15 protein-coding genes are annotated in these 14,996 nt (G+C 70.0%); 5 read left to right on the top strand and 10 right to left on the bottom strand.

The genetic code is table 11. The features are described 5' to 3' along the window. Positions 1-604: epoxide hydrolase family protein (locus ABF401_RS09265; protein ID WP_353509261.1), on the bottom strand; the 604-nt coding region annotated here is incomplete at its 3' end. A gap of 89 nt (positions 605-693) precedes the next feature. On the opposite strand from ABF401_RS09265, the gene ABF401_RS09260 reads away from it, so the two are divergent. After that, positions 694-1,344 (top strand): TetR family transcriptional regulator, encoded by a 651-nt coding sequence (locus ABF401_RS09260; protein WP_353509260.1) that lies wholly within the window; start codon positions 694-696, stop codon positions 1,342-1,344. Positions 1,345-1,369: 25 nt separating this feature from the next. Here the strand turns inward: ABF401_RS09260 and ABF401_RS09255 are convergent, their stop codons facing one another. Then, a complete protein-coding gene (locus ABF401_RS09255; protein WP_353509259.1) occupies positions 1,370-2,590 on the bottom strand; it encodes an amidohydrolase in 1,221 nt (406 codons plus the stop codon). Between the two features lie 93 nt (positions 2,591-2,683). Here ABF401_RS09255 and ABF401_RS09250 point away from each other — a divergent pair, with 93 nt between their 5' ends. Both ABF401_RS09250 and ABF401_RS09245 read left to right on the top strand, forming a co-directional pair. Continuing rightward, entirely contained in the window at positions 2,684-4,135 is a 1,452-nt protein-coding gene (locus tag ABF401_RS09250; RefSeq protein ID WP_353509258.1) for a phospholipase D-like domain-containing protein, read from the top strand. A gap of 147 nt (positions 4,136-4,282) precedes the next feature. Continuing rightward, positions 4,283-4,669: a VOC family protein gene (locus tag ABF401_RS09245; RefSeq protein WP_353509257.1), complete on the top strand. Its 387-nt coding sequence runs from the start codon at positions 4,283-4,285 to the stop codon at positions 4,667-4,669. On the opposite strand, the gene ABF401_RS09240 is transcribed toward ABF401_RS09245, so the two are convergent. The 4 genes from ABF401_RS09240 to ABF401_RS09225 all read right to left on the bottom strand — a co-directional run bounded on the left by ABF401_RS09240 (position 4,644) and on the right by ABF401_RS09225 (position 8,686). Then, on the bottom strand, positions 4,644-6,227 hold the full coding sequence (locus ABF401_RS09240) for an acetate--CoA ligase (RefSeq protein WP_353509256.1): 1,584 nt from the start codon (positions 6,225-6,227) through the stop codon (positions 4,644-4,646). The two genes, ABF401_RS09245 and ABF401_RS09240, sit on opposite strands and share 26 nt — an antisense overlap. Further along, positions 6,220-6,507 carry a DUF1905 domain-containing protein gene (locus tag ABF401_RS09235; RefSeq protein ID WP_353509255.1) on the bottom strand — a complete coding sequence of 96 codons (288 nt, stop codon included), beginning with the start codon at positions 6,505-6,507 and terminating at the stop codon, positions 6,220-6,222. Before ABF401_RS09235 ends, ABF401_RS09240 begins: the two co-directional genes overlap by 8 nt. A 112-nt stretch (positions 6,508-6,619) precedes the next feature. Then, a complete protein-coding gene (locus tag ABF401_RS09230; RefSeq protein ID WP_353509254.1) occupies positions 6,620-7,636 on the bottom strand; it encodes an AraC family transcriptional regulator in 1,017 nt (338 codons plus the stop codon). Positions 7,637-7,834: 198 nt separating this feature from the next. Beyond that, positions 7,835-8,686, bottom strand: coding sequence for a sigma-70 family RNA polymerase sigma factor (locus ABF401_RS09225; protein WP_353509253.1), 852 nt, complete (start codon positions 8,684-8,686; stop codon positions 7,835-7,837). 222 nt (positions 8,687-8,908) lie between these two features. On the opposite strand from ABF401_RS09225, the gene ABF401_RS09220 reads away from it, so the two are divergent. After that, on the top strand, positions 8,909-9,280 hold the full coding sequence (locus ABF401_RS09220) for a hypothetical protein (protein ID WP_353509252.1): 372 nt from the start codon (positions 8,909-8,911) through the stop codon (positions 9,278-9,280). A 67-nt stretch (positions 9,281-9,347) separates the two neighbouring features. Here the strand turns inward: ABF401_RS09220 and ABF401_RS09215 are convergent, their stop codons facing one another. From ABF401_RS09215 to ABF401_RS09200, 4 genes are all read right to left on the bottom strand, one after another. Continuing rightward, positions 9,348-10,043, bottom strand: a complete 696-nt coding sequence (locus ABF401_RS09215; RefSeq protein WP_353509251.1) for a UdgX family uracil-DNA binding protein — start codon at positions 10,041-10,043, stop codon at positions 9,348-9,350. A gap of 2 nt (positions 10,044-10,045) precedes the next feature. After that, entirely contained in the window at positions 10,046-11,170 is a 1,125-nt protein-coding gene (locus tag ABF401_RS09210) for a carboxylate-amine ligase (RefSeq protein ID WP_353509250.1), read from the bottom strand. A 100-nt stretch (positions 11,171-11,270) separates the two neighbouring features. Beyond that, positions 11,271-12,179, bottom strand: coding sequence for an SDR family oxidoreductase (locus ABF401_RS09205; RefSeq protein WP_353509249.1), 909 nt, complete (start codon positions 12,177-12,179; stop codon positions 11,271-11,273). Further along, a complete protein-coding gene (locus ABF401_RS09200; RefSeq protein ID WP_353509248.1) occupies positions 12,176-13,162 on the bottom strand; it encodes a TIGR03885 family FMN-dependent LLM class oxidoreductase in 987 nt (328 codons plus the stop codon). The genes ABF401_RS09205 and ABF401_RS09200 overlap by 4 nt, the downstream gene beginning before the upstream one ends. A 173-nt stretch (positions 13,163-13,335) precedes the next feature. Between ABF401_RS09200 and ABF401_RS09195 the strand changes: the two genes are divergently transcribed. Continuing rightward, positions 13,336-14,996 (top strand): alpha-amylase family protein (locus ABF401_RS09195; RefSeq protein ID WP_353509247.1); only part of this gene is annotated, 1,661 nt, incomplete at its 3' end.

Genomic DNA, 14,996 nt, shown 5'->3' with positions numbered 1-14,996 from the left:
AGAACAGCTGCGTCACATGGACACCGATGCAGTGCTCCGGGTCGAGTCGGCCGACCTCCGGGGAGATCATCGAGCCGGCGTCGTTGCCCATCGCCCCGTAGCGCTCGTAGCCGAGCCGGCTCATCAGCTCGACCCACGCTCGTGCGATCCGGAGGTTGTCCCAACCGGACTCGGTCGTCGGCCCGGAGAACCCGTAGCCCGGGATGGACGGGATGACGAGATCGAAGCCGGCCTCGGTCAGCGGCTCGATGACGTCGAGGTACTCGAGGACCGAACCCGGCCAACCGTGCGTGAGGATGAGCGGGAGTGCGCCCTCCCGGCCGGACCGGGCGTGGATGAAGTGGACGTTCTGGCCGTCGATCGCCGTCGTGAACTGCGGGTACGCGTTGAGCCGCGCCTCCACGGCGCGCCAGTCAAAGCTGGTACGCCAGTGGTCGGCCAGCTCGCGGACCCGGCCCAGCGGGACGCCGTAGGACGTCTCGGATCCCTTGATCTCGTCGGTCCAGCGCGCCCGGGCCAGCCGGTCGAGGACGTCCTCGATGTCGGCCTGCGGGACGTCGACGGTGAAGGGCTGGAGCTGCGGCTTCGTCTCGGTCGTGCTCATGGCATTCTCCCTGTGTCGCGAACGGAATGGATCGTTCCGTTCTACAGTAACGGAATGATCCGTTCCGCACAACCCCTAGGATGGTCGCCATGACCCAGACCGCAGGCCTGTCGGGGCGCAAGGCCCAGGCCGCTCGCAACGACCGCCGGATCCTCGACGCGGCACGCACCGTGTTCCTCCGCGACCCGTCGGCCCCGATCGCCGCCGTCGCGGCCGAAGCAGGCGTCGGCATCAGTGCGCTCTACCGCCGGTACGCCAACAAGGAGGCGATGCTCGCGAGCCTGTGCGCGGAGGGACTGGACCGGTACATCGCGGCTGCCGAGCGCTCTCTGAAAAGCGGGGCCGAACCATGGCGGGGGCTCGTCGACTTCATCAGCGAGATCGTCGACGAGGACGTGCACGCCCTGACGGTCCGGCTGGCCGGGACCTTCACCCCGACCGGCGAGCTCGGCGCCCTCTCGGAACGCGCAATCACCTTGGGGTCAGAGGTGTTCCGGCGTGCAGAGGAGGCCGGCGCCCTGCGGCCGGGGCTCGTCTTCAACGACGTCGCCATGATCCTCGAGCAGGCCACCGCCATCCGGGTGGGCGACTCCGAGCGGACGGTCGTGCTCCGACGGCGCTACCTCGCCCTCCAGCTCGAGGCGATGCGCGCCAGGCGCCCACGGCGTGGTCCCGCGCCCTTGCCGGGACCACCGCCCACGGACGCTGAGCTGACCGAGCGCTGGATCCCCCGAAAATGACGTCGATCGCGTCTTCGCCGTCGGGTCAGGCCTCCTTGCCGAGGTAGGCCAGTGCCGCCACGACGAGCGCCTCGGTGCCGGCGGTGAGCGTCGGCTGGATGGCAGGCGCGAAGTACGGCGAGTGGTTGGGATAGCTCGGCTGCCCGGGTGCGAAGCCGCCCACCCCCCAGTACGTGTAGGGGATCCCGAAGGCACTGGGGAGCCGGCTGAAGTCCTCGCTCGCCGTGACTCGGCCCAGCTCGATGACCCGGTCCTCGCCGAAGTAGGAACGGAACGCCTCGGTGACCTTGGCCGTGACGTCCGGGTCGTTCTCGGTCAGCGGGAACTGGTCGTAGTACTCGAACGTCGGTGGCTGGGGCGAGCCGGAGGCCTCGCACTCCGCCCGGACGATCCGCTCGATGCCGGCGATGACTCGTTCGCGGACCTTCTCGTCATAGGTCCGGATGTTGACGAGCAGGACTGCGCGGTCGGGGATGATGTTGCTCTTCGTCCCGGCGACGCTGCTGCCGACGGTGACCACGGCGAAGTCCCCCGGCTTGGTCTCCCGCGCGACGATCGTCTGCAGTCTGAGCACGATCGAGGCGGCCAGGACGACGGGGTCGACACCCAGGTGCGGCATCGAGCCGTGCGAACCCTTGCCGTGCACCGTGATCCTGACGCTGTCGCCCGCCGAGAAGGCCGGGCCGGCCTGCGTGCCGACCACTCCGGCCTCGAGGCCGAGGACGTGCTGCGCGAAGGCGACATCAGGCCGGGGCACCTTGTCGGTCAGGCCGTCGTCGACCATGCCGCGGGCGCCGGCGCCGGTCTCCTCGGCCGGCTGGAAGAGGGCGACGAAGGTGCCGCTCCAGGCGTCGCGGGCGCCAGCGACGGACGCGGCGGCACCGAGGAGGCACGTGACGTGGACGTCGTGCCCACAGGCGTGCGACACGCCGACGGTCGCCCCGGACTCGTCCACGGCGGTCACCTTCGACGCGTAGGGCAGCTGGGTCAGCTCGGTCACCGGCAGCGCGTCCATGTCGGCACGAGCCAGGACAGTCCGGCCAGAACCGTTCGTGAGGACGCCCACGACCCCGCCGCCAACGTGCGTGACCTCGTAGCCGAAGGCCCCCAAACGGTCGGCGACCTGGGCCGCGGTCTGCACCTCGCGAGAGCTCAGCTCGGGATGGGCGTGCACGTGGCGGTAGAACTCCTCCTGCCAGACGCGCGTGGCGTCCATCCCCTCCAGCACCTCATCGACTCGGGTCATCGCGCTCATCTCCTCGAGGTGGAACCTGCGCTCTCAACGAGCCTAGGCCGAGCAAGCCACCCGTTTCGCACCGCGGTGCGCGACGATGCAGGCATGGACCTGTCATCGCGGTTCGGTCGACTCGACGCCAGGCTCGGCGACGGACTGGAGGCGGTGCTCCGCCGCCACCACCGGCGGCGCCTGGGCGAGCTCGGCTGGGCCGATGCCCTCGCGGCCCCAACGGCACCGGACTGGTGGTCGACCCGCGTCCCGGTCCGGCAGGGCAACAGCCTCGAGGTCCTCATCGACGGTGCAGCCGCCTTGTCGCAGATCCAGTCGGCCATCCGTGAGGCGCAGAAGTACGTCCACATCGCCGGCTGGCATGCCGAGCCGGACTTCGAGCTCACCCGAGGCGATGACGCAGTGCCGCTGCGTGACCTGCTCGCCGACGTCGCGCAGCGGGTCCCGGTCCGCCTCCTGCTGTGGGCCGGACCGCCGGTGCCGGCGTTCCGCCCGACCCGCCGGATGGTCCATCGCGCCCGCGACGAGTTCATCCGCGACAGCAAGGTGGAGTGCGCCCTCGACAAGCGAGAGCGCACGCTGCACTGCCATCACGAGAAGATCGTCGTCGTCGACGGCGACCTGGCGTTCGTCGGCGGGATCGACCTCACCTCGCTGCAGGCAGACCGACTCGACGACGAGACCCACCCGCCCCGTGACCCGCTGGGGTGGCACGACGCGGCCGTCCGCCTCCGTGGACCCGCCGTCGCGGACGTGGCCAGACACTTCGTCCAGCGCTGGAACGACGTCACGACCGACCATCTCCCGCAGCCGGAGGAGCCGCCGATGGCCGGCGACGTCGAGGTCCAGGTGCTCCGGACGGTGCCGGAGCAGGTCTACACCTTCGCGCCGCGCGGCGAGTTCACCATCCTCGGAGCGTATGTGCGCGCCTTGACCGCGGCCGAGCGGTTCATCTACCTCGAGAACCAGTTCCTCTGGTCGCCGGAGATCGTCGACATCCTCTCCGAGAAGCTGGCCCACCCGCCCAGCGACGACTTCCGGCTGCTCCTCCTGCTGCCCGCCCGGCCGACGACCGGAGCCGACACGACGCGTGGACAGCTCGGCCGGCTGCTCGAGGCCGACGGCGGGTCGGGCCGGCTGCTCGCCACCACGATCTCGGCCCACGCCGAGGGCAGCTCGGCGCCGGTCTACGTGCACGCCAAGATCGGCATCATCGACGACCGGTGGCTCACCATCGGCTCGGCCAACCTCAACGAGCACTCGCTCTTCAACGACACCGAGCTCAACGTGCTCACCGACGATGCGGAGCTGGCCCGGGACACGCGCCTGCGGTTGTGGTCTGAGCACACCGAGCAGCCCAGAGCGGCCCTGGCCGGAGACCCGCACACGGTCATCGACGAGGTGTGGCGGCCCATCGCGGAGGCGCAGGCCCGCCGTCATCAGGAGGGGCTGCCGCCCACGCACCGGCTCCGGCTCCTCGAGCACGTGTCCCGGCGGACCGGCCGGCTGCAGGGCCCGCTTCGCGGGCTCCTCGTCGACGGATAGTCGACTCCGACTGAGCCACAACAAGACTCAGCAGTATGCCGCTGAGCTGGCTCAGCGGCATACGGCTTGGTGTGTGCCCTGACGGCACGATCGGGTGACATCGGCCGTGCGAGGGCGTGTACTGGAGGACCGACGAAAGGTGACGACATGTTGCGAGACACCAAGGCCTTCAGCGGGTTCTCCGTCGATGACATCGCGGCGGCTCGAGCCTTCTATGCGGACACCCTGGGGCTGGACGCCACCGAGGACAACGGGATGCTGACCCTGCGCATCGCGGGCGGCACCAACGTCCTCATCTATCCGAAGGACAACCACGAGCCGGCGACGTACACCGTCCTCAACTTCCCGGTCGACGACATCGAGGCGGCCGTGGACCAGCTGGCAGAGCGCGGGGTGACGTTCGAGCGCTACGAGGGCACGCCCCTCGAGACCGACTCGAAGGGCATCTTCCGCGGTGGTGGTCCCAACATCGCCTGGTTCACCGACCCTGCGGGCAACGTGCTGTCCGTCATCGAGGCGCCGGGGCCAGGCTGACCAGGTCGCGGCGCCGCAGCTTGCCGTTGCCGGTCCGCGGCAGGGCTTCGACGTAGATGATCTCCCGCGGCCGCTTGTAGGCCGCGAGGTGCTCGGTCGCATGGGTCATCAGGGCAGCCTCGTCGACGCCACCCGAGTCGTCGGCGTTGCGCGGCACGACGAACGCCACGATGATCCGGACCCCCGGGCTCACCTCGACCTCGGTCACGCCGACCTCGGCGACGGAGGGATGTCGCGCCAGACAGTCCTCGACCTCGAGCGGCGAAACCCGGTATCCCATGGCATTCATGACGTCGTCCGCGCGCCCGTGGAAGGTGAGGTAGCCATCGGCGCCGATCTCGACGAGGTCACCCCCGACGAACCAGTCGCCGCGCAGCACCTGGGCCTCCTCCTCCGGTCGCCGCCAGTAGCCGAGCATCAGCCCCGGATCCGTGCGGTGGACGGCGAGCAGCCCGGTGTGGCCGGGTCCGAGAGGCTCGTCACCGCCGTCCATCGGCAGGACGGCGACGCACCGGCCCGGCTGCGGCCGCCCGGGACTGCCCGGCCGCACCGGCGTGCCGGGCCCCGACGAGACGAACGTCGAGATCTCGCTCATCCCGAGCGCCTCGTAGAGCTCGAGCCCCGTGCGCTCGCGCCACTGCTCCAGCAACGCCGGTTGGAGCGCCTCGCCCGCAGTGACGCCATGGCGCAGCGACGAGAGGTCCGCCGCCTCCAGGTCCGGGCTGCGCAGGAGCTGCCGGTAGACCCCCGGCACGGCAGCGAAGATCGTGGCACGGTGAGCCTCGATGAGCCGTGCCCACACGCCCGGATCGCGAGCGCCGTTGTAGATGAGGGCCGTTGCGCGATTGATCCACGGGTCGGTCAGCCCGACTCCCAGCGTGTACGTCCAGTTGAACGCGCCTGCGTGCAGCAGCGCGTCTCCCTCGCTCAGGCCGAGCCACGCATCGTGCATGGGCCGCCGCCCCCACGCCGAGCGATGCGCGTGCAGGACGCCCTTGGGACGGCCGGTCGTTCCCGACGTGTAGACGAGGAACGCCGGGTCCTCGGCACGAGTCAGGCCGTATGCCGCTGGGCTCGCTTCCGCACGCCAGCGGGCGACGTCGGCGGGCGAGACGCGAGAGACGGCAGGGGGGAGGTCCACGGCGAGGGCGTCACTCATGGCGACGGCACGTGCGCCCGAGTCCTCGATGAGGAAGGCGACCTCGTCGGCGGTCAGCTGGGGTGAGGTCGGCAGCGAGATGATCCCGGCGGCCATGGCGCCGAAGTGCAGCAGGGCGTAGTCGCTCGTGTTGCCCAGGCGAATGAGGAGTCGGTCACCCGGCTCGAGCCCTTGGCCGAGCAACCCTGCGGCGACCGACCGGACGGCCCGGTCCAGCTCACCGAAGGTCCAGCGTTCGACCGCCTCGGCGGGTGCGGCGGGGTCGGTGACGACGACCAGAGCGACCCGATCGGGTGCCGCCGCGGCGGCCCGGCCGATGGCCAGCTCGGCGAGGTTGAGTCGTGCCGGCGCCGGCTCACCCGGGTAGCCGGGCGAGGTGGCCCTGCTCGCGTCAGACATCGATGGTGAGGCGGAGGTCGACGACGTCGCCGAGCTCGAGCGCCTCGGCCCGGCGGACGCGGTCCTTGAGCGGCACGAGGAACCGGCCGTCCTTGGGGAAGAGTGAGGTCGTGAACTCCGTCCGGCCGACCTGGGCCGTCACCGGGATGACACCCCAGCCGTAGGTGACCAGCTCCTTCGCCGCCTCGATCTGGGCCGACTCCTCGTCCGGCACTGGGACGAAGTGGAACGGCGAGGGACCGCGCCACCAGATGATCTCTCCGCTGAACTCCAGCTCCACCCGCTCAGGCTAGGCCGGAACGAGCGAAAGGAGGGACGAGTGACGGGACGCATGAGTGGTGCCAGATGAACAGTGGGATATTCGTCTGGCACCACCCAAGCGGTGGCCGCCCTCAGCTGGCCAGCGTCTGGCCCGGAGACTCGCCGTAGGCCTCGCGGTAGTGCGACGTGAAGCGGCTCGACCCGCTGAAGCCCCACTTCGAGGCCACCGCGGTGACCGTGACACCGTCGTGTGGACCGGCGAGGTCGAGCTCCTCGTGCACCCGCGCCAGACGCACCCGCCGCAGGTAGGCCATCGGCGTCGTGTCGAGGTGGCGCCGGAAGGCGAGCTGGATGGCCCGTGGCGTCACCCCGGCCGCGGCGGCGATGTCACCGACGGTGAGGTCCTGGTCAGCGTGCTCCTCGATGAAGCAGATCGCGTCCCGGACCGTCTCGGCCGTGATCGGCAGGTCCCGCGGGGGGTCGCCCTCCCGGTGCACCGCCTCCATCGTCGTGTTGGGGAACGTGGCGAGTGCGACGGCGGCGAGGAACCGCGCGGACTCCCCGACGACGAGCGGACTGACCGGGACACCGGAGCCGCCCGCCAGGGTCCTGGCGACGTGGTCGACGGTCTCCTGCCAGTGGCGGTCGGCCGCCTCGCTGACCGGGCGGGTGCCGGTGAACAGCAGGTTCCGGACGCCGGTCGTCGCGGCCGCCACGTCCCTGAGCAGGGCGAGGTCGATCCGGACGCCACGCGCCCGCGACTCGGGTCCGGTCCAGTCAACTCGACTGGCGCGGGCGTTCGAGGTGATGCAGACGGACTCACCCGGACCGACCTGCTCCCGGACTCCAGCCGCCTCGACGGCATACGTGAGCAGCCCGCGCTCTCCGGTGACGAAGAGGACCGACTCGGGAGGCGGAGCCTGGTCCCGCGTCCGCAGCTCCGCCGAGAGGCCGGCAGTGGTGACGACGGCGATGGAGAACCTGCCGACGTCCGTGTGCGACAGCGAGAAGTAGGACCCCTCCGAACGGCCGATCAGTCGAAGAGGAACACTGAGCTCCTCCGCGCAGAGCTGCTCGATCTTGGCGGGGTCGGTCGTCGTGAAGGCGACCTTCTGAATGGTGCTCGTGATGGCGAGCGATGAGGACATGTTCAACTCCGAGGCTGACGTGTCCGAGGGCCCATGGTTTGACCCATCAGCAGCCGTCTCCGGCTCGCCGATGCCCTGACCCTACCTCACCAAAGCCGTGAATGGGCTTTGGGCTTGCTGTGGATTCGTCCGGGTGGACGTGAACGCGCCGACCAAGGGTCGGCGCGTTCACGTCAATGCGTGGGAAAGGGGTGGTGGTCAGGCGGCCGCGACGACCTCCCGGACCTGCTCCCCAGTCACACCCATCTGTGCGCGTAGCTTCTCCAGCACCGCGCGAACGAGGCGGGAGACCTGCATCTGGCTCACGCCGAGGGCGAGGCCGATCTCCTTCTGCGTCATCGCGTCGACGAAGCGCATCTGGAGCAGCTCCCGGTCCTTCTGCGACAGGCTGCCGAGCGCCTCGGAGAGCGAGACGCGGTCGGCCGCCGACTCGAGCTCCTCTTGCGGCTCGGCGAGGCTCTCCGCGAGGGAGCGCGACTCGTCGTCGCCGAAGGTGAGGTCGAGCGAGAGCGGGTGGTAGCTGTGCTCCGCCGACAGGCACTCGACGACGTGGTCGGGGTCAACGCCGACTTCGTCTGCGAGTTCCGCGGCGGTCGGAGTGGTGCCGTGCTCCTGCTCCCACTGCTCCCGTGCGAGACGCAGCACGGGGCCGAGCTCCTGGAGCCGGCGGGGCGGGCGCACCATCCAGCCGTGGTCCCGGAAGTGCCGCTTCAGCTCGCCCGAGATCGTGGGGAGGGCATAGCCGATGAACGACGTGCCGGGCCCCGGCTCGTATCGCCGGATGGCGACGACGAGCGCGAGTCGCGCGACCTGGACGAGGTCCTCGGTCGGGATGCTGCGCCCGGAATACCGTGCGGCAACCCCATCACAGAGGTCGAGGTGGAGCCGGACGATCTCGTCGGTGAGCCTTTCGCGCTCCGCGCATTTCTTTGTACGCGAGAGCTCGAGGAGCAGCTCCTCCGCCTTCCGGTCCCTCTCGACGAATCGGCCACGTCGGCGGCTGATCGGGGTGGGGTTGGTGGTGGGGGTAACGGACTTCATGCGTGACATGACTCATCTCCTGCGTGTGCGGGTGACGGAGTCAGCTCGTGGTTGAACCGCTCGTGAAGTCCCTTCCACCTTCGCGGGCACGTGCGGCGCCCGACCACCACACAAACGAACACTTCTCCCGTTGCGACCTCCCGAAAGCGAAGGCCTGTTTCGTGCGGCGGTCGTCGGGTAAACGGCGCAGCGGACAGGACGTTCCGCACAAGCTGGGCGAAAGGAATCGCCGTGAGTGTGACGAGCTTTCAGGACCTTCCCCTCGCCGACCGGGACCGGGAATGGGACGGTGACGCTGCGGAGCGCCGCGTGCGGGACTGGGCCGGCGCTGACGACGGGCCCAACGAGAAGTACCGAGACGCCCATGTCTGGTACGACGCCGACAACAAGGACAACTTCACCGCATACAAGCTGCTCATCGCTGACGTCGTCGACGGCCGGCTCAAGGCAGTGCCTCGGGGAGTCATGGCGGCCGCCGCGGTGATGCAGGGCTCGCGTGGCGGAGTCGACCTGCCGGACAAGGACCGCGACCGGGTGCGCAGCCACCTGGCCAAGTACTACGACAAGTGGGGCGAAGAGGCGCCCTGGGAGCGTGACGAGTGATCGACGAATGAAGGGGTATGCCGCTGAGCTCGCGAGCAGCCGACGTGGCGTCCCAGCCCTCCCGGCCTCAGTGACCGTTCAGCAGGTCCCTCGCCACGGCCAGGTCTCGCACGAGAGCGGCACGGTCCACCTCGCGTTGCCGAGAGCGCAGGACCGACGACGGATGCGCGGTCGCCACCGCCACGGGCGGCGGGTCGAGTGACACGTGGGCGAAGCCCGGTGGCTCGTCGCCCTCGTCGCTCTCGTCGGGTCGCCGCCACTCGAGGCGTCGGCCGCGCGCCTCGCCGACGCGAAACCCTGGCCCGTAGATCGCCTGGCCGGCCGTGCCGCCGAGGATGACGACCACCTCCGGCTTGACCAGCCCGAGCTCCGTGAGCAACCAGGGCTCGCACGCCGCGACCTGCCACCGCACCGGGGACTTGTGGATCCGCTTGCCGCCCTTGTCGACATGGCGGAAGTGCTTGACGACATTGGTGCGGAAGGCTGAGCCCGGCTCGATCCCCGCCTCCCCCAGCGCCCGGTCGAGCAGCCGTCCCGCCGGCCCGACGAAGGGGAGGCCGGCGAGGTCCTCCTTGTCACCCGGCTGTTCGCCGACGAGCATGAGCCGTGCCGGCACGGGCCCGTCGCCCATGACGCCCTGTGTCGCGTCACGGTAGAGGTCGCAGCCGCGGCAGCCGTCGACCGCCTCGCGGAGCCGCCGCAGCGTCGGCCGGTCGGGGACGAAGGATTCCGCGCCCGGGTACTCGTCCGCGGGGCGAGGCATGGTCAGCCCTCTTCCTCGTGCCCGGCCGTAACCCTCACCGCATGGGCGACCACGTCGATCAGCTGCCCCGTCCGGGCCATCGTGCGTTCCTGGAGCTGCGCGCCGTTGCCGCGGGTGCGGACTCGCTCCAGACCCTCCTTGACCACCTGGACGTCGTCGGCCTCGCCCAGGGCCGGACGGATGTGCTCGACGAGCCGGTCGATGACGTCCCAGGCCCGCTGCGGGCGGAGGGTGAAGGGGTCGAGGAGCCGGCCGGAGACGCCCTCCCGGGCCGCCTGCCACGTCGCCACGCGCAGCAACGTCGTCGGCACGGCGGTCGCCTCGACCGACCGAGCCCACTCGCGCGCTGCGGTCTCCACGAGGCCACGGCAGAGCGCCGCGATGAGCACGGTGTCGCTGGCCCGGAGGCAGACATCGGCGACGCGGATCTCGACGGTCGGGTAGTGCTGGGACAGCCGCGCGTCGAAGTAGACCATCCCCTCGTCGAGGATGACCGAGGACATCGTCAGGTCGCGCACCAGCCGGTGGTAGGCCGCGGCCGAGCCGAAGAGCTCCGTCGGCCCGTTGGAGGGCCACCGCCCGAACGACTGCGAACGCCAGCTGGCGAAGCCGGTGACCTCGCCGTTCCAGAAGGGCGAGTTCGCGCTGAGCGCGAGGAGCACCGGCAGCCAGACGCGGATGCGGTCGAGCACGCCGACCCCCTCCTCGTCCGAGTCGACGCCGACGTGCACGTGCAGCCCGCAGGTGAGGTGCTGGCGGGCGACGATCTGGTAGCGCTCGTGCATCCACGCGTACCGGATGGACTCGACCGGCACGGGAGTCACGGGGAACGGGGACGTGGCCAGGGCTGCCACGGTTGAATCAGCCTGCCGCGCAGCCGAGAGCGCCTCGTTCCGCCAGTGGCGGACCTCATCGGCCAGGTCGTCGAGCGACTCGACCGGGGCCGTGTGCGTCTCGATCATCTGCTGCTGGAACTCGCCCTCGAGGGCCCCGCGGACGCCGAGCCCGGCGACCGGCTGCTCGTGCATCGCAGCACGGAGAACGAGCTGCCCGGACACCGACCGTGGCCGTCCATTGCGAACGTCGACGAGGAGCATCTCCTCCTCGACACCAACCGTCCTTGCCATCTCTCCACCTCCCGGCCGAGGGAGCTGAGTCGAGACTACGCCCGCCTCCCACGGCGCCCCTGTGCTGGGAGCGAGCCCAGCGGCATACGGCATCATCCGGTCAGAAGACCGCCTGACCCCCCGTCACCCCGAGGACCGTCCCGGAGACGTAGCTGGCGTCCGACGGGGAGGCCAGGAAGACGTACGCCGGAGCCACCTCGCCGGGCTGGCCGGCTCGACCCAGCGGCGTGTCGGACCCGAACGTCTCGATCTTCTTGGTCTCGCGAGTCGCCGGCTGCAGGGGCGTCCAGATCGGTCCCGGAGCGACGGCGTTGACGCGGATTCCCTTGGGGCCCAGTGACTGGGCCAGGTTGACGGTGAGGTTGTTGAGCGCCGCCTTGGTCGCCGCGTAGTCGAGCAGGGCCGGCGACGGGTCGTAGGCCTGGATCGACGTCGTGATGATGATCGACGATCGAGACGCGAGGTGTGGCAGCGCCGCCCGGCACAGCCACAGCACCGCCTGCAGGTTGGTCCGCACGACCCTCTCGATGTTGTCGTCGGTCAGTCCCTCCAGACCCTCGCCCGGCCCCTTGTCCCAGTGAAAGCCGGCGTTGTTGACGAGGACGTCGAGGCCACCGAGACCGTCGACCGCGTCCGCGATGACCCGGTCGCAGGTCGCCCGCTCGGTGAGGTCACCGGGGACGAGGACGGCGTTGCGGCCGGCCTTGCGCACCCAGGACGCCGTGTCCTCGGCGTCGGACTGCTCCGCGTCGAGGTAGTTGATCGCCACGTCGGCCCCTTCGCGGGCGTAGGCAATGGCGACCGCCCGGCCGATGCCCGAGTCGCCACCCGTGATGAGAGCCTTGAGTCCTTCCAGCCGCCCGTGTCCCACGTAGGTCTCCTCGCCGTGGTCGGGGATCGGCTCCATGGTGGCTGTCAGGCCCGGAGGATCCTGCTGCTGGGGTGGGAATCCGCCCTGGTCGTCCTTTCTCACCATCGAGGCCGCGCGCTCTCCGATACTGCTGCTCATGAGGTGCTCCTTCCACTGAGGTCTGCGGTGGCGAACTGCGGGATCACCTGGGCACCGAAGGCGTCGATGAACCGTGACTGGTCGACGCCGACGAAGTGGACCATGACCGCGTCGAAACCCTCGTCGAAGGCCTGCCGGATGCGGGCGGCATGCGCGTCGAGGTCGCTCGACACGTGCACGGAACGCTTGACGTCGTCCTCGGTGACGTGTCTGCCGAGCTCGTCGAAGCCCGCGACGGAGTCGGTGTCCCAGGCCACGGGGGCACCGAAGACGTTGCTGCGCCACTGGCTCATGGCGATCTCGACGGCCTCGTCCTCGCTGGGAGCCCAGCTCAGGTGGAGCTGGAGCCGGACCTGACCCCGGCCACCGTGCTGGCGGTACGCCTCGAGGGCGCGACGGTCGCCGCCCCCCTGCTGGTTGACGGTGATGAGGCCGTCCGCCCAGCTCGCCGCCCGTGCGGCGGTCTCCGCGGTCACGGCGGCAGCGACGAGGTCAGGCCGTTGGCTCGGCCGCGACCACACCCTGCCGCGGTCGACGGTGACGAGCCCGTCGTGCGAGACCTCCTCACCGTCGAGGAGCCGCCCGATGACGTCGGCGCACTCGATGAGCCTGCGGTCGCGCAGCTCCTTCCGGGGCCAGCCGTCGCCGGTGACGTGCTCGTTGATGGCCTCACCGGAGCCCAGGGCCGCCCAGAACCGGCCGGGGAACATCTCGCCGAGCGTGCCGATCGCCTGCGCGGTGATGACCGGGTGGTACCGCTGGCCCGGTGCGGTGACCACGCCGAAGGGCAGGTCGGTCGCGTGGAGTGCCGCGCCGAGCCAGGACCAGGCATAGCCGGACTGGCCCTGGTCCGTGCTCCAGGGCTCGAGGTGGTCCGAGCACATGGCCGCGGTGAAGCCCGCCGCCTCCGCGTGCTTGACGTCCTCGAGCAGCTGGGACGGCGGGATCTGTTCGTGCGAGCAGTGGAAGCCGATGGTGGGCATCCGGTTGGTCCTCCGTCTGGGCTTCAGTCACAGGTGGGCGCAGGTGTGGTCGCAGGTGGGTGGTCGCAGGTGTGGTCGCAGCAGCCGTCTACCCGCGGCCGGGCCCGGCGAAACCCGCGGTGGGGCGGCACAGCGGGGTGGCTACAGGGCCGTTCGTGGGTACCCCGCCACTCATGAGGATGAGCCAGACGGGTGACCTGTGGTGGAAGACGGCGGTGATCTACTGCGCCGACGTCCAGACGTTCTACGACTCGGACAGCGACGGTGTGGGCGACCTGCGTGGCATGACCGACCAGCTCGAGTACCTCGCGGACCTGGGCGTCAACTGCCTGTGGCTCATGCCGTTCTACCCCGGTCCGTCGAAGGACGACGGCTACGACATCACCGACTTCTACGGGATCGACAGCCGGTTGGGGACCCATGGAGACTTCGTCGAGCTGGTTCGGACGGCTCGCGCGCACGGGATCAGAGTCATCCTCGACTTCGTCATGAACCACACGTCCGACCAGCACCCGTGGTTCCGGTCCGCGCGGCGCAACGTCGACGACCCCTATCGGGACTACTTCGTGTGGAGCAAGACGAAGCCGAAGACCAACCCCAAGGACCTCGTCTTCCCGGACGAGGAGGACAGCCTCTGGCAGCTCGAGCCGAAGACCGGCGAGTACTACCTGCACCACTTCTACAAGCACCAGCCGGACCTCAACGTCACGAACCGCTCGGTGCAGGAGGAGATCGCCCGGACCCTGGGCTTCTGGCTCGAGCTCGGTGTCTCTGGCTTCCGGGTCGACGCCGTGCCGTTCCTCTTCGCGACGGACTCCGCGCCCTCGGGGCCCACCGAGAGCGAGGCCGTCTCCTTCGACCCGAAGCGCTACCTCGGTGACGTGCGCAAGTACGTCACCCGCCGTGTCGGCGATGCGGTGCTACTCGGCGAGGTGAACCTGCCGTACCCGGACATGAAGAACTACTTCGGTGGCGCCGACGGCGACGGGCTCAACATGCAGTTCGACTTCCCGGCGATGCAGGCGCTCTACCTGTCGCTGGCTCGCGAGGACGCTCGTCCCCTCGAGGCGACGCTGCGCAAGCGACCTGCAGTCGACATCACCAGCCAGTGGGCCAACTTCGTCCGCAACCACGACGAGCTGACCCTCGACAAGCTCAGCGACGAGGAACGCCAGGACGTCTTCGATGCCTTCGGGCCCGAGCCGGACATGCAGCTCTACGGCCGGGGCCTGCGCCGGCGCCTCCCCTCGATGCTCGGGGGCGACGAGCGCCGGTTGCGTCTCGTCTACTCGCTCATGTTCTCCCTGCCCGGTACGCCGGTGCTCTTCTACGGCGAGGAGATCGGGATGGCCGAGAACCTCGCCATTCCCGGCCGCCTCGCCGTCCGCACCCCGATGCAGTGGGGGGACGACTCGACGGGCGGCTTCACCGACGCTCCCGCGCGCAAGCTGACCCGTCCGTTCCCGGACGGCCTCTACTCACCCGAACGCGTCAACGTGGCGGACCAGCGCCACGACCACGACTCACTGTGGTGGTTCATCCGCAACCTCATCCGACTGCGGCGGCAGCACCCGGAGCTCGGTTGGGCGACCGTCGAGGTCCCGCGGACCAAGCCGCAGAGCGTGCTGGCCCACCTCGCGCGCGAGGAGGACGGCTGGACGATGCTCGCCCTGCACAACCTGGCCCCCGAGAGCTGCCTCGTGGACGTCTCGATCGGCGAGGTGGATTCCGGTTCCACCCTCGTCGACCTCGTGGGCGAGCGCGAGAAGCACCCGGTCGCGAAGGACGGACAGGTGCAGGTCAAGGTCGACGGCTACGGGTTCCGTTGGCTGCT

Source organism: Intrasporangium sp. (assembly GCF_040414665.1).
GTDB lineage: Bacteria > Actinomycetota > Actinomycetes > Actinomycetales > Dermatophilaceae > Intrasporangium.
This window is presented reverse-complemented; position numbering and strand designations above follow the sequence as displayed.